Annotated in this window: 22 protein-coding genes; 14 read left to right on the top strand and 8 right to left on the bottom strand. The window is 49.1% G+C overall.

Features of this window, described 5'->3' with window-relative positions:
- Window positions 1-66 precede the first annotated feature (66 nt).
- From ACKPVM_RS18145 to ACKPVM_RS18200, 12 genes are all read left to right on the top strand, one after another.
- Entirely contained in the window at window positions 67-948 is an 882-nt protein-coding gene (locus tag ACKPVM_RS18145) for a hypothetical protein (RefSeq protein WP_409311175.1), read from the top strand.
- 88 nt (window positions 949-1,036) lie between these two features.
- On the top strand, window positions 1,037-2,593 hold the full coding sequence (nnr, locus tag ACKPVM_RS18150) for a bifunctional ADP-dependent NAD(P)H-hydrate dehydratase/NAD(P)H-hydrate epimerase (RefSeq protein ID WP_409311227.1): 1,557 nt from the start codon (window positions 1,037-1,039) through the stop codon (window positions 2,591-2,593).
- Window positions 2,590-3,075, top strand: a complete 486-nt coding sequence (gene tsaE / locus ACKPVM_RS18155) for a tRNA (adenosine(37)-N6)-threonylcarbamoyltransferase complex ATPase subunit type 1 TsaE (RefSeq protein ID WP_409311176.1) — start codon at window positions 2,590-2,592, stop codon at window positions 3,073-3,075. Before nnr ends, tsaE begins: the two co-directional genes overlap by 4 nt.
- Window positions 3,072-4,745 (top strand): N-acetylmuramoyl-L-alanine amidase AmiB, encoded by a 1,674-nt coding sequence (gene amiB, locus ACKPVM_RS18160; protein WP_409311177.1) that lies wholly within the window; start codon window positions 3,072-3,074, stop codon window positions 4,743-4,745. The genes tsaE and amiB overlap by 4 nt, the downstream gene beginning before the upstream one ends.
- 50 nt (window positions 4,746-4,795) lie before the next feature.
- The gene (gene mutL, locus ACKPVM_RS18165; protein WP_409311178.1) at window positions 4,796-6,724 is read left to right on the top strand and encodes a DNA mismatch repair endonuclease MutL; all 1,929 of its coding nucleotides are present in this window, start codon (window positions 4,796-4,798) and stop codon (window positions 6,722-6,724) included.
- Window positions 6,717-7,658, top strand: coding sequence for a tRNA (adenosine(37)-N6)-dimethylallyltransferase MiaA (gene miaA, locus ACKPVM_RS18170; RefSeq protein WP_409311179.1), 942 nt, complete (start codon window positions 6,717-6,719; stop codon window positions 7,656-7,658). Before mutL ends, miaA begins: the two co-directional genes overlap by 8 nt.
- Before the next feature lie 113 nt (window positions 7,659-7,771).
- Window positions 7,772-8,068 (top strand): RNA chaperone Hfq, encoded by a 297-nt coding sequence (gene hfq / locus ACKPVM_RS18175; protein ID WP_409311180.1) that lies wholly within the window; start codon window positions 7,772-7,774, stop codon window positions 8,066-8,068.
- A 92-nt stretch (window positions 8,069-8,160) separates the two neighbouring features.
- Entirely contained in the window at window positions 8,161-9,441 is a 1,281-nt protein-coding gene (gene hflX / locus ACKPVM_RS18180) for a ribosome rescue GTPase HflX (RefSeq protein ID WP_409311181.1), read from the top strand.
- A 91-nt stretch (window positions 9,442-9,532) separates the two neighbouring features.
- Complete coding sequence (gene hflK / locus ACKPVM_RS18185) at window positions 9,533-10,801, top strand: FtsH protease activity modulator HflK (protein ID WP_409311182.1); 1,269 nt, start codon at window positions 9,533-9,535, stop codon at window positions 10,799-10,801.
- Between the two features lie 3 nt (window positions 10,802-10,804).
- The gene (hflC, locus tag ACKPVM_RS18190; RefSeq protein ID WP_409311183.1) at window positions 10,805-11,797 is read left to right on the top strand and encodes a protease modulator HflC; all 993 of its coding nucleotides are present in this window, start codon (window positions 10,805-10,807) and stop codon (window positions 11,795-11,797) included.
- 230 nt (window positions 11,798-12,027) lie between these two features.
- Complete coding sequence (locus ACKPVM_RS18195) at window positions 12,028-12,228, top strand: DUF2065 domain-containing protein (protein ID WP_409311184.1); 201 nt, start codon at window positions 12,028-12,030, stop codon at window positions 12,226-12,228.
- 99 nt (window positions 12,229-12,327) lie between these two features.
- The gene (locus tag ACKPVM_RS18200; RefSeq protein ID WP_409311185.1) at window positions 12,328-13,626 is read left to right on the top strand and encodes an adenylosuccinate synthase; all 1,299 of its coding nucleotides are present in this window, start codon (window positions 12,328-12,330) and stop codon (window positions 13,624-13,626) included.
- 111 nt (window positions 13,627-13,737) lie between these two features.
- Here the strand turns inward: ACKPVM_RS18200 and mpl are convergent, their stop codons facing one another.
- A complete protein-coding gene (gene mpl, locus ACKPVM_RS18205; protein WP_409311186.1) occupies window positions 13,738-15,123 on the bottom strand; it encodes a UDP-N-acetylmuramate:L-alanyl-gamma-D-glutamyl-meso-diaminopimelate ligase in 1,386 nt (461 codons plus the stop codon).
- A gap of 168 nt (window positions 15,124-15,291) precedes the next feature.
- On the opposite strand from mpl, the gene fbp reads away from it, so the two are divergent.
- On the top strand, window positions 15,292-16,296 hold the full coding sequence (fbp, locus tag ACKPVM_RS18210; protein WP_409311187.1) for a class 1 fructose-bisphosphatase: 1,005 nt from the start codon (window positions 15,292-15,294) through the stop codon (window positions 16,294-16,296).
- 214 nt (window positions 16,297-16,510) lie between these two features.
- Here the strand turns inward: fbp and ruvX are convergent, their stop codons facing one another.
- The 7 genes from ruvX to metK all read right to left on the bottom strand — a co-directional run bounded on the left by ruvX (window position 16,511) and on the right by metK (window position 21,994).
- On the bottom strand, window positions 16,511-16,933 hold the full coding sequence (ruvX, locus tag ACKPVM_RS18215) for a Holliday junction resolvase RuvX (RefSeq protein ID WP_409311188.1): 423 nt from the start codon (window positions 16,931-16,933) through the stop codon (window positions 16,511-16,513).
- Window positions 16,933-17,496, bottom strand: coding sequence for a YqgE/AlgH family protein (locus ACKPVM_RS18220; RefSeq protein WP_409311189.1), 564 nt, complete (start codon window positions 17,494-17,496; stop codon window positions 16,933-16,935). Before ACKPVM_RS18220 ends, ruvX begins: the two co-directional genes overlap by 1 nt.
- A gap of 89 nt (window positions 17,497-17,585) precedes the next feature.
- Window positions 17,586-18,545: a glutathione synthase gene (gshB, locus tag ACKPVM_RS18225; protein WP_409311190.1), complete on the bottom strand. Its 960-nt coding sequence runs from the start codon at window positions 18,543-18,545 to the stop codon at window positions 17,586-17,588.
- Window positions 18,546-18,556: 11 nt separating this feature from the next.
- The gene (gene rsmE / locus ACKPVM_RS18230; RefSeq protein WP_409311191.1) at window positions 18,557-19,291 is read right to left on the bottom strand and encodes a 16S rRNA (uracil(1498)-N(3))-methyltransferase; all 735 of its coding nucleotides are present in this window, start codon (window positions 19,289-19,291) and stop codon (window positions 18,557-18,559) included.
- An 82-nt stretch (window positions 19,292-19,373) separates the two neighbouring features.
- Window positions 19,374-20,069, bottom strand: coding sequence for a deoxyribonuclease I (gene endA, locus ACKPVM_RS18235; RefSeq protein ID WP_409311192.1), 696 nt, complete (start codon window positions 20,067-20,069; stop codon window positions 19,374-19,376).
- 97 nt (window positions 20,070-20,166) lie between these two features.
- Window positions 20,167-20,679 (bottom strand): SprT family zinc-dependent metalloprotease, encoded by a 513-nt coding sequence (locus tag ACKPVM_RS18240; protein ID WP_409311193.1) that lies wholly within the window; start codon window positions 20,677-20,679, stop codon window positions 20,167-20,169.
- Window positions 20,680-20,842: 163 nt separating this feature from the next.
- Window positions 20,843-21,994: a methionine adenosyltransferase gene (metK, locus tag ACKPVM_RS18245; RefSeq protein WP_409311194.1), complete on the bottom strand. Its 1,152-nt coding sequence runs from the start codon at window positions 21,992-21,994 to the stop codon at window positions 20,843-20,845.
- A gap of 709 nt (window positions 21,995-22,703) precedes the next feature.
- On the opposite strand from metK, the gene speA reads away from it, so the two are divergent.
- A complete protein-coding gene (gene speA, locus ACKPVM_RS18250) occupies window positions 22,704-24,683 on the top strand; it encodes a biosynthetic arginine decarboxylase (RefSeq protein ID WP_409311195.1) in 1,980 nt (659 codons plus the stop codon).
- Window positions 24,684-24,698 lie beyond the last annotated feature (15 nt).

Raw genomic sequence — 24,698 nt, forward strand, 5'->3', positions numbered from 1 at the left:
ATGCTTAATACCGATAACAGAGACGTATCCACGCTATATCCGATAATAAAACTCTGGGAATATAATATGGAAATGGTACCGCTTTCTTCTTATCGTGTTGTAAATAAAGATATTGATATTAGTATCGACATTAATCAACGACAAGCGGCAAAAATGGTGGAGGTTGCACCCTCTTCGGAAACGACCTATGAGCCAGTGCAAATTAGTCAGGAAGGGCGCAAACAGTTACAAGACGATATTATATCGCAACCTGCTCGCCGTTTTTTTTCTGCTGATATCGACAATACATTGTCACGGGCGCTAGCCGAACAACCTGAACAGGTATCGCAGGCGGTTTATCGCATTATTGATGAAAACTTCATGAATAGCTCAGCGCTAAGTGGGGAACAGCGTCAAGCGTCTTTAGCTCTGGGGCTGTCTCAAGCCGCCTATCTGGCCGAACACTATATCGATGATGATCAAAAACAGCCTTTTCTGGATACGATGAAGCAAATCGCCGCGATTTCGCAGACGCGTACAACAGATGAAAAGGGCAATATATCTTATTACGAGCCCCCTTCGCGTATACCCGGAACATCCGAATATAAAGTGGACTGGGATGCGGTGATGAAAGAGAAAGAACCTGAACGATACGAAAAGTATCGAGAAACGATGGAATCCGGCGATGTTGTTAAAGGGCTGGAGGAGTTTATTGGTTTTGTTCGTTTCGCTGCTATTCAACATGCAGAATGGGGGCGCGAATATCAAAGTAATGTTGAAAAACAGTTTAATGAGCTAAAGAGCACTGAGATTGATAATCCCTTTGCTGAGATAGATTTGTCCACTGAGTCAGCCTTTCTATCAAATGCGCTTGATGTATTAAAAAACGCTTTTAATGAACAAACGTTGCAATACTCGGTAAAACGCATCGAACAGTTTTTTAGTTCTCTGCCTGAGATATCTCGTTAGTCAGTACCCATTGTCTGTTCCCTCTGGCGAAGCGGGGCAGACCTTGCTAATTTGAAATGCATGTTCTATGTCATTGATCGAGATCGACATGCATAACGCCAGCGAGTCTGATTACCCAGATACGACATCTACCATGTTACCCGACTCGGTGTTCTACGCCGAGTGGGTTCGTCGTGAAGAGGCCAATGGTGCCAGGGCATCAGGGCTTTCACTGTGGGTGCTCATGCAGCGAGCGGGGGAAGCCGCATTTCAGGTGGCCCGTCAATGTTATCCTTTGGCCAGACGTTGGCGGGTGCTGGCAGGACACGGCAATAACGGTGGTGATGGGTATGTGATCGCCAGTTTGGCGCGGGCGTCAGGGATTACGGTGGATGTTGTTGCCTGCACCAGTGAGAAATCACTACCGGAATGTGCCGGTCTTGCCCGACAGTGCTGGTTGGATCAAGGCGGTAGTATTCAAAATGTTGATGAGTCTGAGGCTGATACCTTGTGGCCGGAAGGGATCGATCTCATTGTGGATGGTCTGCTCGGGACCGGCCTTTCCGCAGCGCCGCGTGCACCTTATGTTACGTTAATTACTCAGGCAAATGCCTATCCTGCCCCCATTATTTCACTGGATATTCCCTCTGGTCTGCATGCTGAAACCGGTGCCTGTGCAGGTGTCGCGATTTGTGCTGCGCAGACGGTGACGTTTATCGCGTTGAAGCCTGGGCTACTGACTGGCCGAGCCCGTGAGCAGATTGGGAAATTATATTATCGCTCGTTAGGGTTGCAGGCATGGTTAGATGACCAAATAGCGCCGATACGTCGGCTGACCGCGAGGCAGCTTTCGGAATGGCTAACGCCTCGCCCTGCCGGTCAACATAAAGGTGATAATGGTAGATTGCTGGTGGTCGGGGGCAACGTCGGCTTGGGTGGTGCGGTGTTGATGGCCGGAGAGGCGGCACTGCGGACGGGTGCTGGTTTAGTGCGAGTACTCACTCACAAACAGTATCAAGCGGCGTTTCTGGTGGCTCGGCCTGAGTTGATGGTGCAAGAACTGACAACCGATACGCTGCGGCAAGGTCTGGAATGGGCTGATGTCGTGGTGATCGGGCCGGGTCTGGGACAGGATGAATGGGGGAAAAATGCACTGCGTCTGGCAGAAAATTGTAACAAACCCATGTTATGGGATGCCGATGCGCTTAACATGCTGGCAATCGACCCTCATAAACGGCAAAATCGCGTGTTGACGCCGCATCCCGGAGAAGCGGCCCGTTTATTGAATTGCTGTGTGTCTGATGTTGAAAGTAATCGCTTACTTGCAGTGCAGCAGTTGACGCGACGTTATGGTGGTGTGGTGGTGTTAAAAGGCGCAGGAACGGTGATCGCCGATGAGCAAGGGCGGCTTGCCATTGCTGATGTCGGTAATCCGGGGATGGCGACTGGCGGTATGGGCGATGTGTTGGCTGGCATCATTGGTGGTTTGCTGGCGCAAAAGTTATCGCTATATGATGCGGCATGTGCGGGCTGCGTCGTACATGGCGCTGCTGCTGACTATCTGGCTGAACGATATGGAACACGAGGCATGTTGGCCACGGGCCTGATGCCGGTATTGTCCCAATATGTAAATCCTGAGCGGATACCATTAGAAAAGACAGAATGAAAAAAATTGTACTACCCCTGCCGGATGAGGCAGCAACGATTGCATTAGGGGCCACCTTGGCTAAGGCGACCTGCGACAGTGCCATTGTTATCCATCTGTATGGCGATCTTGGTGCGGGAAAAACCACATTCAGTCGTGGATTTTTACAAGCTTTGGGTCATAAAGGAAACGTAAAAAGTCCGACATATACGCTTGTCGAGCCTTACGAGCTCACACCGCTGTCCGTTTATCATTTTGATCTCTATCGTCTTTCCGATCCGGAAGAGCTTGAGTTTATGGGGATTCGTGATTATCTGGAACAGGATGCTATTTGCCTGATTGAGTGGCCTCAGCAAGGCGCTGGCGTTTTACCCGATGCCGACATTGAACTGCATTTACATTATTGGGAACTGGGGCGGCAGGCTAATTTTATCGCCTTATCGGCACGAGGAGAGACCATTTTGCAGCGTCTGGCCGAACAGTCAGGGATAACGGCATCATGATGAGCCGAATGATGAGAATATTGATAGGCGTATGGCTGATGCTTGCCGGATCGGTTTGGGCCGCTAACCTGTCTGATATAAAAGTCGATAATGCGTCTGGTCAGGCGACGGTAAGCCTGAGCTTTAGTGGTCAACCTATCTACGCTTTTTTTCCACTCACTAATCCTGCACGGGTGGTGATTGATATTCGCCAGACCGGACTCATTCAGGGACTGCCTCTGGATTTTAGCGGGCAGAATCTGATTAAACGCATTCGTACCAGCAATGCGCAAGATGCACAAAGTTTGCGTCTGGTGTTGGATTTGACGCAATCAGCGAAAACCCGCGCAGTGACGCAAAAAACGGGATCAGGGTATACCGTCGTGTTCACCGTAACGGGAGATAAGCCTAAAACGGTGGCAAGAAGCACTCCGGCTGATTCTGGTCAGTCACGTCCGGTGACGACTGAGCCTGCTAAAAATCCGTTTAACAACAAATCCACCGTTGTGGTGAACAGTAATACCTCAGCCAGATCGTCTGCCCGTGTAACGGGGGGTAATGAGCGAGTTGTGGTAGCCATTGATGCCGGGCACGGCGGGCAGGACCCCGGCGCGATAGGACTGAATGGCTTACGCGAAAAGAATGTCACCATTGCGATTGCTCGTAAACTGCAAGGGCTTTTGAATAATGACCCTGCCTTTAGGCCTGTGCTCACGCGTGATGGCGATTATTTTGTCTCCGTGATGGGGCGTTCTGACGTTGCTCGTAAGCAGGGGGCCAATATTCTGGTTTCTATCCATGCAGATGCTGCACCGAACCGCAGTGCAACCGGAGCATCGGTGTGGGTTTTGTCGAATCGACGGGCAAACAGTGAAATGGCGGGCTGGCTGGAACAGCATGAAAAACAGTCTGAATTGTTGGGCGGTGCGGGTGATTTATTGGCCAATAGCGGTGCCGATCCTTATTTGAGTCAAGCGGTGTTGGATTTGCAGTTCGGGCATTCACAGCGTGTTGGCTATGACGTGGCGACCAAGGTGTTGCGTGAGTTGCAACGTGTTGGGGGCTTGCATAAACGTCGTCCTGAACATGCCAGTTTGGGGGTGTTGCGTTCTCCTGATATACCATCGCTATTGGTTGAAACCGGGTTTATCAGCAATGTGGAAGAAGAGCGTTTATTAGGAAGTGGTGCCTATCAGGATAAAATTGCCAATGCGATTTATCTGGGGTTGAGAAGCTACTTCCAGGCACACCCGTTGCAATCCGCCCCAAAGCAGGAAAGCCGCCCGGCTCAGACGGCGGCAAATAAAAACACTGGCGCGGCGATAGCGGTAGAAAAGGAAAGTGGAAATAACCGTAATGGCACAGTCCGGCACACCGTTGTTCGAGGTGAAACCCTATCTGCCATAGCGGCGCGCTATGGCGTGAGCATGGCGTCGATCCGCGAACGGAATAAATTAAATAAGGATATCGTTTGGGTTGGTCAGCGTTTGGTGGTCTCAACGACAGGTTCGAACGTGTCGACGGCGAGTACGAGAAAAGCCGTACCGGTAAAGCATAAAGTGGTACGTGGCGATAGCCTGAGTGCGATCGCTGCTCGCTATGGCGTCAGCATGAAAGAGATTCAACAAGCAAATGCAATGACATCAGGTAATGTACAGCTTGGGCAAACGTTGATTATTCCATCTGCATAATCCCCTGTTTTACCCTAATTTCTTATTCAGATAGGCAAGAGGGAAACATCATGCCGATTCAGGTTCTGCCACCGCAATTGGCTAATCAGATTGCCGCCGGGGAAGTGGTGGAGCGCCCCGCCTCAGTCGTCAAAGAACTGGTGGAAAATAGTCTGGATGCTGGCGCTAAGCGTATTGATATTGAGATAGAACGCGGTGGCGCCAAATTGATACGTATCCGCGACAACGGTGCCGGTATTGGTAAGGATGAATTGACGCTGGCGCTGGCTCGTCATGCAACCAGCAAAATTGCCTCGCTTGATGATCTGGAAGCGATTGTCAGTATGGGATTTCGCGGGGAGGCATTGGCCAGTATCAGTTCTGTTTCTCGTTTAACGCTGACATCACGTACCGCAGAGCAGTCCGAGGCATGGCAGGCTTACGCTGAAGGGCGTGACATGGCGGTGACGGTCAAGCCTGCGGCACATCCGGTTGGCACGACGCTGGAAGTGTTGGATCTGTTTTATAACACCCCCGCTCGCCGTAAATTCATGCGTACAGAGAAAACGGAGTTCACCCATATTGATGAGGTGGTACGCCGTATCGCATTGGCCCATTTCGATATTGCGATTACCTTGCATCATAACGGTAAGCTCATTCGACAATACCGGCCCGCCAGCGATCCTTCTCAGCATGAGCGTCGTTTGGGGAGTATTTGCGGTAGCGCATTTTTACAGCATGCTTTAACGGTGTCATGGCAGCACGATGACTTGACGATCCATGGCTGGGTCGCGGATCCGGCTGGAGCCAAGCAATTACCTGAAATGCAATATTGTTACGTTAACCGACGTATGATGCGGGATCGGTTAATCAACCATGCTATTCGGCAAGCCTATCAGGATCAGCTTAACGACGATCAACAGCCCGCTTATGTCTTATATCTGGAAATCGATCCTCATCAAGTGGATGTCAATGTTCATCCGGCTAAACATGAAGTGCGGTTCCATCAGGCGCGACTGGTGCATGATTTCATTTACCAGGCGGTGATGACGGTGTTGCAGCAGGCATCTGCACCGATGCTTGCTATCTCTGAGCCAGGAACCGAACAACCCATGCAGTGGCAACAGGAAAACCGCACGGCGGCGGGAGAAAACCTCTTTGCTCAGACAACGTCTTCATCGGCGGGAAAAAAACCTGGTCATGAGAATAAGAATAAGGTTCGAGAATCTGACGTTCCTGCTTATCCGGCCGGTTCTCCGTATCAGAAAAAACAAGGTGAGCTTTATAAGAAACTGCTGCAAGTCGATGATTCGAACGATGCCTCATCTCGATCGCTTGCGCCAGCTCCTCTTATTGATTCTCAATCCGCCGATGTTGTCGAGTCGGCACGACACGGAATAGCAGAAACAACGGTCGTTTCTCATGAATCACCGCTTGAAAGTCATGCCGCTGGTTTTGGGCGAGTCTTAACGGTGTATCCTCCTTGTTATGCTTTATTGGAATACCATAAGGGATTGGCTTTGCTTTCTTTGCCCGTGGCGGCGCATTACCTGAAACTGATACAACTGACGCCACCTGAGGAGGGGCTGCGGCCACAACCGCTTCTTATTCCACAGCGCCTGACGTTGGGCAAATCTGAGTTGGCTATTCTGGCTGCGCATCAGCCGTTGCTAAAAATGTTTGGCATTGATGTTTTGGTTGAAGCGCAACGTGCGACGCTCAGAGCGGTACCTTTACCATTACGCCAACAAAATTTACAAAACTTGATCTCAGAACTGTTAGGCTATCTGGCCGATAATCAAACGGTTGAGCAAAGTGCGTTATCTGAGTGGCTGGTAACCTGGCTGGCAAGTGAACAGGTGGTCTGGGGACACTCTCAGGCAATACAACTTTTGACCGATGTTGAGCGACTTTGTCCCCAGTTGGTAAAGGCTCCACCGGCTAAACTTTTACAGATGGTGGACATGAATACCGCTATCAAGGCGTTGCAGCATGAGTAAGGTTGGAACGATGCCACTTCCCCCCGCTATTTTTATTATGGGGCCGACGGCATCGGGTAAGACGGCGCTGGCGATGACATTACGCCAATATTTGCCCGTAGAGTTGATTAGTGTCGATTCCGCCCTCATCTACAAAGGAATGGATATCGGCACCGCGAAACCGAGCACGGAAGAGTTGGCGCAAGCGCCACATCGCTTAATCGATATACTCGATCCTTCCGAGGCGTATTCGGCGGCGGATTTCCGGCGAGACGCATTACGGGAAATGGCGCGTATCAGTACGTCCGGGCGTATTCCCCTGTTAGTCGGTGGGACGATGCTTTACTTTAAAGCCTTACTTGAGGGGCTTTCGCCTTTACCGTCTGCCGATGCTGCCGTGCGGCAACGTATTGAAGCGCAGGCGGAAGAAATGGGCTGGGAAGCTATGCACCGACAGTTATGTGAGATAGATCCTGTCGCTGCGGCTCGGATTCATCCAAATGATCCACAGAGACTCTCGCGGGCACTGGAAGTTTTTTTCGTTTCAGGTAACACTTTAACTGAACTGACAAAAATGTCTGGTGAAGCGTTACCGTATAAAGTTCATCAGTTTGCTATCGCTCCGGCGACACGCGAGTTGTTGCACCAGCGGATTGAACAGCGTTTTCATCAGATGTTGGCAGCGGGTTTTGAGAAGGAGGCTCGGGCGCTTTTTGCCCGCAACGATTTGCATACGGCGTTGCCTTCTATTCGTTGTGTTGGTTATCGCCAAATGTGGTCATATTTATCCGGTGAAATTGATTACGATGAAATGGTTTACCGGGGGGTATGTGCGACAAGGCAACTTGCCAAGCGACAAATGACCTGGTTGCGTGGTTGGGATGACGTTTGCTGGTTAGACAGTGAAAAACCACAAGAAGCACTGGATAAGGTCATTCAGGTTGTTAGTGCATAGGTTGAGTGATTGTGTACAATTGGTAAGTCTCAGCGCACAAATTTTTTGACATCGTTATTTTAGAGCCATAGGGTTCTTTGTTACAAACAACATACAAATAAGGAAAATATAGAATGGCTAAGGGGCAATCTTTGCAAGATCCGTTCCTGAACGCATTGCGTCGCGAACGTGTTCCGGTTTCGATTTATTTGGTGAATGGTATCAAGTTACAAGGTCAGATTGAGTCTTTTGATCAGTTTGTCATTTTGTTAAAAAATACGGTCAGCCAGATGGTGTACAAACACGCTATTTCTACCGTTGTTCCATCCCGTCCGGTCTCTCACCATAGTAATAATCCTGGCACTACGAATTACCACGGTAGTAATCCGGCTGGACAGCAACAGCCACAGGAAAGTGATGACGCTGAATAAAGCGTATTGTCCATTCACCATGGCGGGGGAACAGAATGTATCACTGGTTTTCCTCGCTTTGGTGTTTTTTGTTCGCTTGAGGGGTTACCCGCTTGTTTGACCGTTATGAAGCTGGTGAACGAGCCATACTAGTTCATATTTACTTCTCGCAAGACAAAGACACGGAAGATTTGCTGGAGTTTGAATCTCTGGTGTCTTCTGCTGGCATTGAGTCATTGCAGGTGATTACTGGCAGTCGTAAGGCGCCGCACCCTAAGTATTTTGTTGGTGAAGGGAAAGCCGAAGAGATTGCTCAGGTTGTAAAAGAGACAAATGCGTTTGTCGTGTTATTTGATCACGCGCTGACGCCGGCTCAGGAGCGTAATCTTGAGCGTTTGTGCGAGTGCAGGGTGATTGATCGTACTGGATTGATTTTAGATATTTTTGCCCAACGCGCACGTACCCACGAAGGGAAATTACAGGTAGAACTGGCGCAGTTACGCCATCTTGCAACGCGTTTGGTTCGTGGATGGACGCACCTTGAGCGGCAAAAAGGCGGAATTGGCTTACGTGGTCCTGGGGAGACTCAGCTCGAAACGGACCGACGTTTGTTACGCAACCGTATCAGCCAGATTTTATCCCGTCTCGAACGGGTTGAGAAACAACGTGAACAGGGGCGTCGGGCGCGAACGCGTGCAGATGTGCCAACTGTTTCATTGGTGGGCTACACCAATGCCGGTAAATCAACGTTGTTTAACAAGATTACGTCGGCGGACGTGTATGCCGCCGATCAGTTATTTGCCACATTGGACCCGACATTACGCCGTATTGAGGTAGATGATGTCGGCGATACGGTGCTGGCGGATACCGTGGGTTTTATCCGTCAGTTACCGCATGATCTGGTGGCTGCGTTTAAGGCTACATTACAGGAAACGCGTCAGGCTTCCCTGTTATTGCATGTTGTCGATGCCGCCGATGCTCGTCTTGATGAGAATATCGATGCTGTAGATACCGTGCTGGCAGAAATAGAAGCAGACGATATTCCTACGCTGTTAGTAATGAACAAAATCGATATGCTGGATGATTTTGAACCGCGCATCGATCGCAACGAAGAAAATTTACCGGTCAGAGTCTGGCTTTCGGCCCAGACCGGTGATGGCATTCCGTTGCTATTTCAAGCGTTGACTGAGCGGCTATCTGGGGAAATTGCGCAATATTCGTTGAGCCTTCCTCCACAGGCAGGACGCTTGCGTAGCCGCTTTTACCAGCTTCAGGCAATAGAAAAAGAATGGATTGAAGAGGACGGACATATTGGTTTGGTTATCCGTATGCCCATCGCCGACTGGCGTCGTCTTTGTAAACAAGAGCAGGAACTGGTGGATTATATTGTCTGACTGGCAGAAATTGTCTGAACGGCGAAATAGTCTGACGGACTCTGGGATATTGAACCTGAAGAACACCTATCATAAAGAATGGAGCTAAAACATGGCGTGGAATCAGCCCGGTAATAACGGACAGGACCGCGACCCGTGGGGGAGCAGCAATAATAATAGCGGCAACTCTGGCGGAAATAATAATAAAGGTGGCCGAGGAGATCAGGGGCCACCGGATCTGGACGATATCTTCCGTAAGCTGAGTAAAAAGCTCAGCGATCTGGGAGGCGGAAGAAGCTCGGGATCTAACGGTGGTACATCCGGTGGCGCTGGCCTTGGTGGCCGGGTTGTCGGTATTGCCGCTGTTGCTGCTGTCGTCATTTGGGCGGCCAGTGGCTTCTATACCATAAAAGAAGCCGAGCGTGGCGTCGTCACGCGTTTTGGTAAATTCAGTCATCAGGTTGATCCTGGGTTGAACTGGAAACCGACATTTATTGATTCTGTCAGAGCGGTTAACGTGGAATCGGTGCGAGAGCTCGCCACCGCGGGCGTGATGCTGACTTCTGATGAGAATGTGGTTCGCGTCGAGATGAACGTTCAGTATCGTGTGACGGAACCTGAACGCTACCTGTTTAGTGTGACGAATGCTGATGACAGTTTGCGTCAGGCTACCGATAGCGCGTTGCGTGGTGTGATTGGTAAATACACCATGGATAAGATTCTGACCGAAGGCCGTACCATTGTTCGTACGGACACTCAGCGTGTGCTGGAAGAAACCGTGCGCCCTTATAACATGGGGATAACGCTGTTGGACGTTAACTTCCAGACGGCGCGTCCGCCGGAAGAAGTGAAGGCGGCGTTTGACGATGCAATTGCAGCACGTGAGAACGAACAGCAATATATTCGTGAAGCGGAAGCTTATGCGAATGAGGTTCAACCTCGTGCTAATGGTCAGGCTCAACGTATTCTCGAAGAGTCTCGTGCTTACAAAGCACGTACCGTTCTCGAAGCTCAAGGTGAGGTCGCTCGTTTTGCCAGGGTTTTACCTGAGTATAAGGCGGCACCTGAGATTACTCGCGAGCGTTTGTACATCGAAACGATGGAGCGTGTGTTGAGTCATACCCGTAAGGTTCTGGTGAATGACAAAGGCAGTAATCTGATGGTACTGCCATTGGATCAGATGCTGCGCGGGCAAGCTTCTGGCGTGAACCCGAACCCGGCGGGGAATAGCAGCAATGCTAATCCGTTGCGTTTGCCGCTAACATCGGGTAACAGCGGTGTGAATTCCAATCAGACACGTAGCAGTAATAATGGAAATATCATGGATCAGCGCAGAGCGAATGCGCAGCGTGATGACATCACTCGAGTAGGGAGAGAATAATCCATGCGTAAACCCTTACTATTTATCCTGATCCTGGTATTGATCGTGGTCTATGCATCACTGTTTGTGGTGCAAGAAGGTCAGCGCGGTATCGTCATGCGTTTTGGCAAGGTGCTGCGTGATGACGAGAATAAACCGTTGATTTATGTGCCGGGATTGCAATTTAAAATTCCGTTCATTGATTCAGTGAAAATGCTGGATGCGCGTATCCAGACGATGGAAAACCAGGCCGATCGCTTTATTACCAAAGAGCAGAAAGACCTGATCGTTGATTCCTATATCAAATGGCGTATCAGTGATTTCAGCCGTTATTATCTAGCCACTGGTGGCGGTGATATTTCTCAGGCTGAAGTGCTGTTAAAACGTAAATTCAGTGACCGTCTGCGTTCTGAGATTGGTCGTCTGGATGTAAAAGGCATCGTAACCGACTCGCGTGGTCAGTTGATGTCTGATGTGCGTGAAGCGCTGAATACGGGGACGGGCGAAACCACGGAAGCGGATAACGCGATTGCGTCAGCCGCCGCGCGTGTTGAAAAAGAGACTACCGGCGCTGCGCAGCCGCACATAAACCCGAACAGTATGGCGGCATTGGGTATTGAGGTCATTGACGTACGTATCAAGCAGATTAACTTGCCGACGGAAGTCTCTGACGCAATTTATCAACGTATGCGTGCAGAACGTGAAGCGGTCGCTCGTCGTCACCGCTCTCAAGGTCAGGAAGAAGCCGAAAAACTGAAAGCTACTGCGGATTATGAAGTGACGCGTACGCTGGCTGAAGCCGAACGCCAAGGGCGTATTACTCGCGGTGAAGGTGATGCGGAAGCGGCGAAACTGTTTGCGAATGCATTCAGTGAAGACCCTGATTTCTACTCCTTCATTCGTAGCCTGCGAGCGTATGAAAGCAGCTTCAGCGATAATCAGGACGTGATGGTGCTGAGTCCGGATAGTGATTTCTTCCGCTATATGAAATCGCCTGAAACGACGCTCCGCCGTTAATCGTTTTTTCGGTTGTCGATAAACGTCGCTCCCTTTCGTTATCCCCGCGTAAGCGGGGATCTTTCTTCAGATAATGCGTTGATATCATGAATGACGGATGGGGAGCGGGTTTGTGAATCACCACTTTATCATCAGTCTGAAAAACCCGTTTTTACGGGTTTTTTTATGGTTGATGGCAAATTATCCCTATCGTTTTCTTGACGCCCACGGATGATTTTTTAGGAATATTTATGAATTCAACGATCTGGATGGCGCTTGGTTTAGTATTGGTTCTTGAGGGATTGGGGCCATTGCTGTTTCCTCGTATCTGGCGGCGCATGATTCTGGCTATGGCTCAGTTACCGGATAATATTTTACGTCGCTTTGGTGGTGGAATAGTGGTGGCTGGATGTGTGATCTACTATATGTTGCGTAGTCGGATGGGCAGCTAAAATTCATCTGAAAAATGTGCGCAAACGTGTGCTAAAAGTACTGAAAGCGAACAGATGAGATGTTAGAATCCTTTTTTAAGCAACCTGGTGATTCTTGAGATGGGTAAGAACGTCGTCGTACTGGGCACCCAATGGGGTGACGAAGGTAAAGGCAAGGTCGTTGATCTGCTGACTGAACGGGCTAAATATGTTGTGCGCTACCAAGGTGGCCACAATGCTGGCCATACTCTGGTTATTAACGGTGAAAAAACCGTTCTTCATTTAATTCCTTCAGGTATTCTGCGTGAAAATGTTGTCAGCATCATCGGTAACGGTGTTGTACTGGCTCCTGACGCATTTATGAAAGAAATGACGGAACTTGAAGCGCGTGGCGTCCCGGTACGCGAGCGTTTGCTGCTTTCTGAAGCTTGTCCGTTAATTCTTCCTTATCATGTCGCGTTGGATAACGCACGTGAGAAGGCTCGAGGCTCCAAGGCTATCGGTACAACGGGCCGTGGCATTGGGCCAGCTTATGAAGATAAAGTGGCTCGTCGCGGCTTGCGTGTTGGCGATCTGTTCGACAAAGCAACTTTTGCAGTTAAGCTGAAAGATATCGTTGAATACCATAACTTCCAACTTGTTAACTACTATAAAGTCGAAGCGGTTGACTACCAGAAAGTGTTAGATGAAGTATTGGCTATCGCTGATATTTTGACATCCATGGTGGTTGATGTTTCCGATTTGCTGTACAAAGCGCATCAGCGTGGCGATTTTGTCATGTTTGAAGGGGCGCAAGGTACGCTGCTGGATATTGATCACGGTACTTATCCGTATGTCACCTCTTCCAATACCACTGCGGGTGGTGTAGCGACCGGTTCCGGCTTAGGTCCACGCTATGTCGATTATGTCTTGGGTATTGTGAAAGCGTATTCAACCCGTGTAGGGGCTGGTCCATTCCCAACGGAATTGTTCGATGATGTCGGCGAACATCTTTCCCAAAAAGGGAATGAATTTGGCGCGACGACGGGCCGCCGCCGCCGCACTGGCTGGTTGGATGCTGTAGCCGTACGCCGTGCAGTACAGATTAACTCTTTGTCAGGTTTCTGCATGACCAAACTGGACGTGTTGGATGGTCTGAAAGAAGTTAAAATCTGCGTAGGGTACCGTATGCCTGACGGCCGCGAAGTGGATACGACGCCATTGGCGGCAGAAGGTTGGGAAGGTATTGAGCCGATCTATGAAACATTGCCTGGCTGGTCTGAAAGTACCTTTGGTGTTCAGGATCACAGCAAGTTACCACAGGCTGCCCTGAACTATATCAAACGTGTAGAAGAAGTGACGGGTGTTCCGGTTGATATTATTTCTACCGGTCCGGATCGGAGTGAAACGATGATCCTGCGTGATCCGTTTGACGCTTGATTTGTGCAGTGACGAAGGTGTTTGAACGACGAGTTTAACACTCTCTGAACGGCAGTAAAAAAGGACGGGTTTCCCGTCCTTTTTGCTATTTAGTATTGTGCTATTTTCTTTCTATTCATCATTGTGTTCAGCGGCTAAGGCTTTTTCTTTCAGTGCACTCAATAGCTTATTGTGAATGTCGCTGAAGCCACCGTTGCTCATGACCAGAATGTGATCGCCCGGTTGGGCGGCTTTTATAATCATATCGATCAATGCATCTATGTCCGCACTCCAGTGTGCTGGTTGGATACAGGCATCGGTGACTTCAGCAACCTGCCAGGGAATATGCGGTGGTTGGAACAAGAAGACCTCATCTGCCCGGCCCAGAGACGGGGCTAGCTCATTCTTACACATGCCCATTTTCATTGTATTAGAACGAGGTTCCAGTACGGCAAGAATGCGGGCGGTGCCACCGACCTTGCCACGTAGGGCGGCCAGCGTGGCGAGAATAGCTGTGGGGTGGTGAGCGAAGTCATCGTAAACGGCTACACCATGGGCTGTCCCGCGTAATTCAAGGCGGCGGCGAGCATTGATAAAGCCCCCCAACGCGCGGCAGGCATCAGTAGGTAAAATGCCAACATGGTGTGCAGCGGCAATTGCCATCAGGCCATTATGCATATTATGTTCGCCGACGAGCCCCCAATGGACCTCTCCGACTAGCTCGCCGTTGAGATAAACCTGATACTGGCTGGCATCGTTCGTCACTTTTTTAGCATGCCAGGCACCCTCTTCGCCAACCCATTCCTGTTCGCTCCAGCATCCCATCCCCATGACTTGCTTGAGGTGGATATCGTTGGTTGGCAGGATAATTTTTCCGCTGCCGGGAACCAAACGTACCAGGTGGTGGAACTGTTTCTGGATCGCCTTCAGATCGTCAAAGATATCGGCGTGGTCGAACTCGAGGTTATTGAGAAGCAGCGTTCGTGGGCTGTAATGGACGAATTTGGAACGTTTGTCGAAGAATGCACAATCATACTCATCAGCTTCAACAACGATGAATGGGCTATCACCAAGGCGTGCGGAAACGGTGAAATTACCGGGAACACCGCCGATGACAAAACCCGGATGATAACCGCAATCTTCAAGAATCCAGGTCACCATTCCTGCTGTGGTTGTTTTGCCATGTGTACCCGCAACGGCAATCACCCAGCGATCGCGTAAGACGTAATCATGTAACCACTGTGGACCAGAAATATAAGGCAGGCCTTGCTCCAAAACAGCTTCTACGCAAGGGTTTCCGCGAGTCATCGCGTTGCCCACGATAACCAGATCAGGAGCAGGATCGAGCTGTGCGGGATCGTACCCCTGCGTTAGCGTGATGCCTTGTTCTTCCAGTAAGGTACTCATGGGAGGATAAACGTTTGCATCTGAACCGGTTACCTGGTGGCCTAATGCGCGAGCCAACAGTGCCAGGCCGCCCATGAAGGTGCCACAGATGCCTAAAATATGAATACGCATACATTTTCCATCTATACAGTGAGTCTGCCTTACATTCTAACGCGATGAATCCACCATAAGAAATGGATTTGACTAGGTACTCGCTTTCTCTTTGGGCTACACTGCATGCGCAAACGTTGGCGGTACATAAATGAAACCGCTTTTCATTCGTAGATTTGGGATAGTGTTATGAAAACGTTAGGCGAATTTATCGTCGAAAAACAGCACGATTTCTCTCATGCCACCGGTGAGCTTACCGCGCTGCTGTCTGCTATTAAACTCGGTGCCAAGATTATTCACCGTGATATTAATAAAGCGGGCCTGGTTGATATTTTAGGTACCAGCGGGATTTCTAATATTCAGGGCGAAGTACAGATGAAACTCGATCTGTATGCCAACGAGAAATTGAAAGCCGCTCTAAAAGCTCGTGGTGAAGTGGCCGGTATTGCCTCTGAAGAAGAAGATGAGATTGTTATCTTTGACGGCGATAAAGCTGAAAACGCCAAGTATGTCGTATTGATGGATCCGTTGGATGGCTCCTCTAACATTGATGTTAACGTTTCTGTTGGCACCATTTTTTCTATTTACCGTCGTATCACGCCATTAGGGCAGCCGGTAACTGAAGCTGATTTCCTGCAACCAGGTAACAAACAGGTCGCGGCAGGTTATATCGTTTACGGCTCATCCACGATGCTGGTTTATACTACTGGCCATGGTGTTCATGCCTTTACATACGATCCCTCTCTTGGCGTCTTTTGTCTGTCGCATGAAAAAGTTTGCTTCCCTGAGAAAGGGAATATGTACTCCATCAATGAAGGAAACTATATCAAGTTCCCTGTCGGCGTGAAGAAATACATCAAATTCTGTCAGGAACAGGATGAAGCCACTCAGCGTCCTTATACCTCACGCTATATTGGTTCATTGGTTGCTGATTTTCACCGTAATTTGCTGAAGGGCGGGATCTATCTCTACCCAAGTACGGCGAGCTACCCTAAGGGTAAACTACGTTTGCTCTATGAATGTAATCCAATGGCGCTTCTGGCAGAGCAGGCAGGTGGTAAAGCCAGTGACGGTAAGAACCGTATTTTGGATATTACGCCGGAGAAACTTCACCAACGTTCACCTTTCTTTGTCGGTACCGAATCGATGGTGGATGATGTTGAGCGCTTTATCCGTGAGTTCCCTGATGAATAAACGCGTTGCGTTGCTGCACGGTTTCATTGGGTAATACAAATAGTTGGGTGTGCCTGAATGATTGGGCACACTATCCTGTCATGCTTTAAGTTGTCAGCGTGTTGTTCAAAACGATGTTGTTCAAAACGATAATGTCTCGTCATGCAACTCGGGATTATTTCGTTAAGGGATAAACATCCACGCTTATTGGTAAGCGCTATGGTTAAAACATTGGTTACAACGTTTGCGCTTCAAACCAACTTTCCAGAATAACAACCGCTGATGCTGCATCGACGCTGCCTTTGTCTAGCGCACGAAAACCACCGCGTTCGAACAGATCCGCCCGCGCTTCAACGGTACTTAGGCGTTCATCATGCAGCGCGATCTGAACACCAAAACGACCATGCAGGCGATTAGCAAACTTTCTTGCCCGTGCTGTCAGAGGTTGTTCTGTTCCATCCATATTGAGTGGCAGACCGACAACGACGAGATTGGGTTGCCATTCACTCAACAGTTTTTCCACCTTTTGCCAATCTGGCATGCCATCCTGTGCTTTAAATGAAGTGAGAGGACGAGCGGTGTGGGTGACCTCTTGACCGATGGCAACGCCAATACTTTTGGTTCCGAAGTCAAAGGCCATAATGGTTCTGTTTGCCATCAGGCGTGTCCTGCTTCTGTTGAGATGTTATGAATATCGATTCCCAGTGTTTTTCCTGCTAGTCGCCAGCGTTCGGCAATGGGGGTGTGGAATAGAATGTTTTTATCAGCCGGTGTCGTTAACCAGGCGTTTTCCAGAAGCTCATTTTCCAGTTGGCCGCTATCCCATGCTGAATAGCCTAGCGCGACCAGCGTATTTTGCGGTTGTTTGGCGGTTCCCAATGTTTCCAGGACATCTTTTGATGTGGTAATCATCGTATCTTCAGAGATCGGGATACTTGATGCAAAACCGGAACATGGTGTATGCAGAATAAAACCTCGGTCATCGGCTAATGGGCCACCAGAAAAAACGGGTTTATCCAAGCGGATGGCTGGTTCACGTGGTTCCGGATTGATTTTTAACTTTTTCAGCACATTTTCCACAGTAAACTGATCCATCGGTTTATTGATAATTAACCCCATGGCGCCGTCTTCATTATGTTCGCAGATGTAGACTACTGAACGTTTAAATACCGTGTCCTGTAGCGCAGGCATAGCGATGAGAAAGTGATGCTGTAAGTTCATTGTAGTGTTATCGATCTTTGTCGGTATTTAGTGGGGCTCACCAAGAAGGTGAGCCGAATAATTTCGCTTTTCCTGTTTGGAAAAGTCGATTAACGGTGGCGTTCAGCCAGACGTTTTTCAATGGCATCCATCAGCATTCCGGTGATGGAGCAGTCCGGGTAGGCTGCTTCAATTTCACGTACACAGGTTGGACTGGTGACGTTAATTTCTGTCAGTCTATCGCCGATGATATCCAGACCAACAAAAATCAGGCCTTTTTGTTTCAAAGTCGGCGCAACATCACGTGCGATTTTCCAGTCGTTTTCGCTGAGAGGACGGGCTTCGCCGCGTCCACCGGCTGCCAAGTTGCCACGAGTTTCGCCACTTTTGGGAATACGGGCCAGACAATAAGGCACCGGTTCGCCGTCCACAACTAGAACACGCTTATCTCCGTCTTTGATTGCCGGCAGATAATTTTGTGCCATGCAATAGCGGCTGGCATGTTCGGTCAATGTTTCAATAATAACGGAAACGTTGGCATCATCCTGTTTTAAACGGAAAATGGATGCGCCGCCCATGCCGTCCAGTGGTTTCAGAATAACGTCGCCGTGTTTTTCATGGAACTGGCGCAGTTTGTCTGCCCGACGCGTGACGAGCGTATCGGGTGTCAAATGTGGGAACCAGGCGGTAAACAGCTTTTCGTTACAGTCTCTCAGACTTTGCGGCTTATTAACAATCAGCGTCCCTTTTTCTTCAGCACGTTCCAGAATGTACGTCGCGTAAATGAATTCCGTATCAAAAGGGGGATCTTTTCGCATGAGTATGACGTCGAGCTCTTCCAGCGCGATATCCTGCTCTCCGGAAAAATCATACCAGCCATCATAGTCATACTGAACGTTCAGGCGGCGGGTCGTTGCCCGCGCAACACCAGCATGTAGATAGAGATCGTTCATCTCCATATAATGCAGTTCCCACCCTCGACGCTGTGCTTCCAACAGCATAGCAAAGCTGGTGTCTTTCTTGATATTGATGGTGTCGATAGGGTCCATCACAATACCGAGTTTGATCATTACTTTCTCCTTTACCCCAGATCGCCGAAACGTACCTGTAAGGCCGTAATCGCGGTGAGTGCTGTTGTTTCTGTACGCAAAATGCGTGGCCCCAATAGAATATCGGTGAATCCGTATTCCGAGGTCATCGAAATTTCATTGGAGGAAAGTCCTCCTTCCGGACCGATGAGCAATCGAATCTGACTGACCGGCAACGGTAATGTATTGATACTTTGCACTGCGCGTGGATGAAGATTGAGTTTTAACGCCGTATCCTGTTCCGCGCACCAGGCTTCCAGCGTCATCGCTGGGCGAATCATCGGTATACGATTGCGTCCGCATTGTTCACAGGCCGCGATGGCAATTTTTTGCCACTGTCCGACTTTCTTCTCAAGACGCTCAGCATCGAGTTTTACGCCACATCGTTCGGAAAACAATGGGGTGATGATATTTACGCCAAGCTCAATGGATTTCTGAATGGTGAACTCCATTTTTTCGCCGCGTGACATGACTTGCCCAAGATGCAAATGAAGCGGCGATTCTTTGTCTGCCAACTGACCTTCAGTGAAACGCACCCGCACATTTTTCTTTTCAGCCAGCATAATTTCTGCGTTAAACACATAATTACTGCCGTCGAAGAGCTGTAGAGATTGACCCGTATTCATTCGCAGAACACGCCCAACATGATTGGCGGCGTCTTCGCTCAAATCGACTTCGCCTCCACCGAGAGGAAGTGGCGCGGGGTGAAAAATGCGTGGTACTCGCATACTAATGTTCTGGCCTTATGAAAGAATGAGTTTTTATTGGACTGCATATTACCTACCATCGGTATAGTAGGTAGGCCAGCCATTAGTGGCAAGCTCGTTGAACATAAGGATTGTGATTCCCTTGTTTTTCTGCGATACGCCGATCGCGAGTACATTCCCACGATGTCACCGGAAATTGTTTATCCCAGGCTTCAAATAGCCGGGTTTGCTGGTTGGATAAGCGCAATTGATATTGGTCGCGCATATAGAAATACGTACGGGCAATGGCTCCGCGAGCGCGAACGGGTGGCTCTGCCAGATTATTTTTGAAATCAACTTTCATCTCGCATTGGCCATATTGATCGCCGCCGCCATTCCACTGTCCGTACATGGCATTACCACGATCGCCATTGACTTCACCAATCGCCGGTTGCAGGTTATGCAAATCCGTTTCCATTTCGCGATACACGGGGTCTTTGCTGCAATTCTTTCGTCCACCATCCTGCCAACATTGGCGCTGATGGCCGAATTGCCAGGCAGGGACGACATGTTCCCACTCAATTCGATTGGCGCGTAGCTCACTTTTTCTCACTTGATAGCCGCAGGATTGAAGATCCGGCGTCCCTTTTTTGCCTTGCCAGGTTATTGCACAACCACAATAGAATGTCCCCGGCGCATCACGATTGATGTCTACCGCAGCCGCTTTCGCTTGTGTGAAGTTATTGATGTTTTGACTAAAGGCAGCGGCGGAAAAAAGCGTGATTCCGGCAGAGAAAATAGCGAGAGTTTTGCGAGACATATTCCAAATAATCCACAAACAACAAAGTTGGCAGACTACCGGATGTCATGGTGGCAATCAAATGTAATAACTGGTTTTTAAATCTAAAAATTTTCTTTTAAATAGTGTTTTTTACGCAAAAACGTAAGGCTTTTCCGCAATGCCGACAGCGATATTCTGTTTCCCCTCGTTGGACCCGGTTGTGGCGGCGAACGGTTAACTCATGTTGTCGACAGTCACACTGATAAGAGAAGGTTCGGCCTTGTACTGATTTTACGGCAAAACGATGTGTACGTTTGGCTGGAACGCTAAGTACCTTTTCCATCATCCATTGCCATTCTTTTCCATGCGGTGAGACGTTGCCGAAACGGGCAAAAACGAGCAAATGTGCCAGTTCATGAGGAACGACCTCATCAATGAAGGCTTGCTGGTTTTCCTGTAGAAGTAATGGATTTAAACGGATTTCCCAATGCTGTAGCCATGCGCTACCCGCAGTCGTGCCGCGTTGCTGATAGTTAACAGTGGGCTCCGGATAATCGGTATTCAGCGCAAGATTGGCCTGTTGCAGCTTATCGCGTAGACAACGCATTACTGCCTGATGATGTGCGATAGGAATTCGTGGTGTGCTCATGAAAGGAGAATAAATTGAGTCACGGTGGGATGCAACCGATCACAGAGAGGAAGAAGACTAATGAAAAACGGCGAGTATCCATTCGCCGTTTTATCTTTAATGCCGTCATCACAGAGTGTGATAAGCCAGTTTGTTACAAACCAAAATGTTACAAATCAGAATGTTATAAACCAGCAGCGTCACGTAACTGTGCGGCTTTATCCGTTTTTTCCCATGGGAAATGTTCACGGCCAAAGTGACCGTAGGCTGCCGTTTCCTGATAAATCGGATGCAGCAGGTCCAGCATCTGAATTAAGCCGTAAGGACGCAGATCGAAGAATTCGCGCACCAGCAGCGTCAGTTGCTCGGTAGAGACTTTCTCTGTGCCGAACGTTTCGATCATGATAGACGTTGGCTCCGCCACGCCAATCGCGTAGGACACCTGAATTTCACAGCGATCGGCCAGGCCAGCCGCAACGATATTCTTGGCAACATAGCGTGCGGCATAGGCTGCAGAGCGGTCTACTTTAGACGGATCTTTACCGGAGAAAGCCCCGCCACCGTGACGAGCGGCACCGCCGTAGGTATCTACGATGATTTTACGTCCGGTTAAGCCACAATCACCCATTGGGCCGCCAATGACAAAACGCCCGGTCGGGTTGATGAAATATTTAGTGTTGGCAGACAACCACTCTGCTGGCAGAACCGGCTTGATGATTTCTTCCATGACGGCGTCGTGCAGATCTTTCTGCGCGATATCTTCGGCATGCTGTGTAGATAGAACGACGGCATCAATGCCCGCAATCTTGCCATCGTCATACAGGAACGTGACTTGGCTTTTCGCATCAGGACGTAACCACGGCAGCGTACCGTTTTTGCGCACTTCTGACTGGCGTTGCACTAGTCGGTGAGCGTAAGTAATCGGTGCAGGCATGAGTACGTCGGTTTCATTTGTTGCGTAACCAAACATCAGCCCCTGATCGCCGGCCCCTTGTTCCAATGGGTCACTGCGGTCAACGCCTTGATTGATATCAGGAGATTGCTTACCAATCGCGCTCAGTACGGCGCAAGAGTTGGCATCAAACCCCATTTCTGAATTGACATAACCGATATCACGCACGGTACGACGGGTAATTTCTTCAATATCGACCCAGGCGCTGGTAGTAATTTCACCACCGACTAACACCATTCCGGTCTTTACATAAGTCTCACAAGCGACACGCGCTTTTGGGTCTTGCTCCAGAATGGCGTCGAGAACCGCATCAGAAATCTGGTCAGCAATTTTATCAGGATGTCCTTCAGAGACTGACTCGGACGTAAAAAGGTGTTTAGCCATGAGTTTCTTTACCTTCAAATCAAAGCCGTTAAGCAGTATATCTGTTAATCGGTATAGATGGATTAACATCTGGATGGCTATTCTAGGTCACATTTTGGCCCGAGTGCCAGTAGTTTTTCATGTTGGTCCACTATCATTATTTATCATCGGCAATTTTTTCTTTTGTAATAGCCCTTGGCGATATTTTCATTTTGCTTTTCCTGTGTCATATCTGTATAAACGGCGAGCGGTTTGTAACCCGTGATGTCATAGTGGATGGTTTCATGAGATAGCTGGCCGCATAGCCTGCGGCGCGCGTGGAGGTGATAGGATTAATGATCCGTTGTTTACTGAGTGTGTTGCATTCGCAACGCGTTTTCTTTGACGCAATAGCGTCCGTTGCTCACCCCTTCTTTTTATTTGCCCGAAGTTGCCTGTCTTTAAATTCGGCACAGGATTCCAGGGCCGGTTAATTCGCCATTTCCCTTGGACCAGATGCGCAAGTCGCGATGCTGGTAAACGTTTTCCTGTGGTTTTCACCACGTATTTTCTCTGACTCGTCCCACGGAGTCCAATAACGTGTTTTACACTAATAAGAGTCATAAAATGACGGCATACTGTTTTTGGCCTGATTTTTTACTGCCGATACGGGATGTCTCTGGCATGTTCACGCGGAATACTGATGCAGGTACTGATGTGATTAGCTGTATAAAAAAAGAAGAGGTTCGTAATGTCTGACGACATGATTCAACAAGGCTCGTCAGCGACGGGTAAACATGAAAATTTGCGCTCTATGCAGGAGGTTGCGATGAATAACCGGAATGCCAGCGAAATGCTTCGGACCTATAATATTGCCTGGTGGGGTAATAATTACTATGACGTCAATGAGTTAGGTCATATTAGCGTTTGTCCTGATCCGGATGTTCCTGATGCGCGTGTTGATCTGGCCAGATTAGTTAAATCGCTACAAGAGGAAAGCCATCAGCGTCTTCCCGCGCTCTTTTGTTTCCCACAAATCCTTCAGCATCGTCTGCGTTCCATTAATGCGGCGTTTAAACGGGCGCGTGAATCGTTTGGCTATGAAGGGGGATACTTCCTGGTTTACCCCATCAAGGTAAACCAACATCGTCGCGTTATTGAATCTTTGGTCAGTTCAGGAGAGCCGCTGGGATTAGAAGCCGGTTCTAAAGCGGAACTGATGGCCGTGTTGGGCCACGCGGGTATGACGCGCACGGTCATTGTCTGTAATGGCTATAAAGATCGTGAATATATTCGTCTGGCATTGATTGGCGAAAAGCTCGGGCACAAGGTGTATCTGGTCATTGAAAAAATGTCCGAGATAAAAGTTGTTCTGGAAGAAGCGGAACGTTTGAATGTGATCCCGCGTCTTGGCGTGCGTGCGCGCCTGGCTTCACAGGGATCAGGCAAATGGCAGTCCAGCGGTGGTGAAAAATCCAAATTTGGTTTGGCGGCCGTTCAGGTTCTGCAATTGGTTGAAATGCTGCGTGAAGCTGGCCGGTTGGATAGTTTGCAATTGCTGCATTTCCATTTGGGATCGCAATTGGCGAACATTCGCGATATCGCGACGGGTGTCCGTGAGTCGGCGCGTTTCTACGTTGAATTACATAAACTGGGTGTCCATATTCAGTGCTTTGATGTAGGTGGCGGGCTTGGGGTGGATTATGAGGGTACTCGCTCACAGTCAGATTGCTCGGTGAATTATGGCTTGAATGAATATGCCAACAATGTGATTTGGGGGATCGGCGATGCGTGTAATGAGTACGGGTTGCCGCATCCAACCGTGATAACGGAGTCGGGCCGTGCCGTGACGGCGCATCATACGGTATTGGTGTCCAATATTATTGGTGTGGAGCGTAATGAATTTAGTGAGCCCACCGAGCCCGATGAAGATGCCCCGCGTGCTCTGGAAAGCCTGTGGTCAACCTGGCAGGAAATTAAACAGCCGGGAACTCGACGTTCACTGCGTGAATGGTTGCACGATAGTCAGATGGATTTGCATGATGTGCATACTCAATATACACATGGCATGTTGGATTTAACCCAACGGGCAAAAGCAGAACAGCTCTATCTGAGTATTTGCCAAAATATTCAGCAACAGTTGGATCCGAGTAATCGAGCTCACCGTCCGGTGATCGATGAATTGCAGGAGCGCATGGCGGATAAACTGTACGTTAATTTTTCTTTGTTCCAATCAATGCCAGATGCGTGGGGAATCGATCAACTGTTTCCTGTCATGCCATTGGAAGGGCTGGATAAATTACCGGAACGTCGTGCGGTTTTGCTTGATATTACGTGTGATTCTGATGGTTCTATCGATCACTATATCGACGGCGATGGTATTGCGACCACAATGCCAATGCCGCCGTATGATCCTGAGAATCCACCGCTGTTGGGCTTTTTCATGGTTGGGGCCTATCAGGAAATTTTGGGAAATATGCATAACCTGTTTGGCGACACCTCAACGGTTGATGTCTTTGTCTTTCAGGATGGTTCCATTGAGATTGAAGAGTCTGACGAAGGAAATACGGTTGCTGATATGCTGGAGTACGTTCAACTCGACCCAGATGTGTTGATGTCACGTTTCCGCGATCAGGTGAAAGAAACCGATTTGGATGCGGAATTACAAGCTCAGTTCCTACAAGAGTTTGAAACCGGTCTCTATGGTTATACCTATTTAGAAGACGAATAACCTGTTTCGGCTAAT

Origin of the sequence: Pectobacterium hainanensis (genome assembly GCF_046237015.1) — a bacterium.
Lineage (GTDB): Bacteria > Pseudomonadota > Gammaproteobacteria > Enterobacterales > Enterobacteriaceae > JBJYIN01.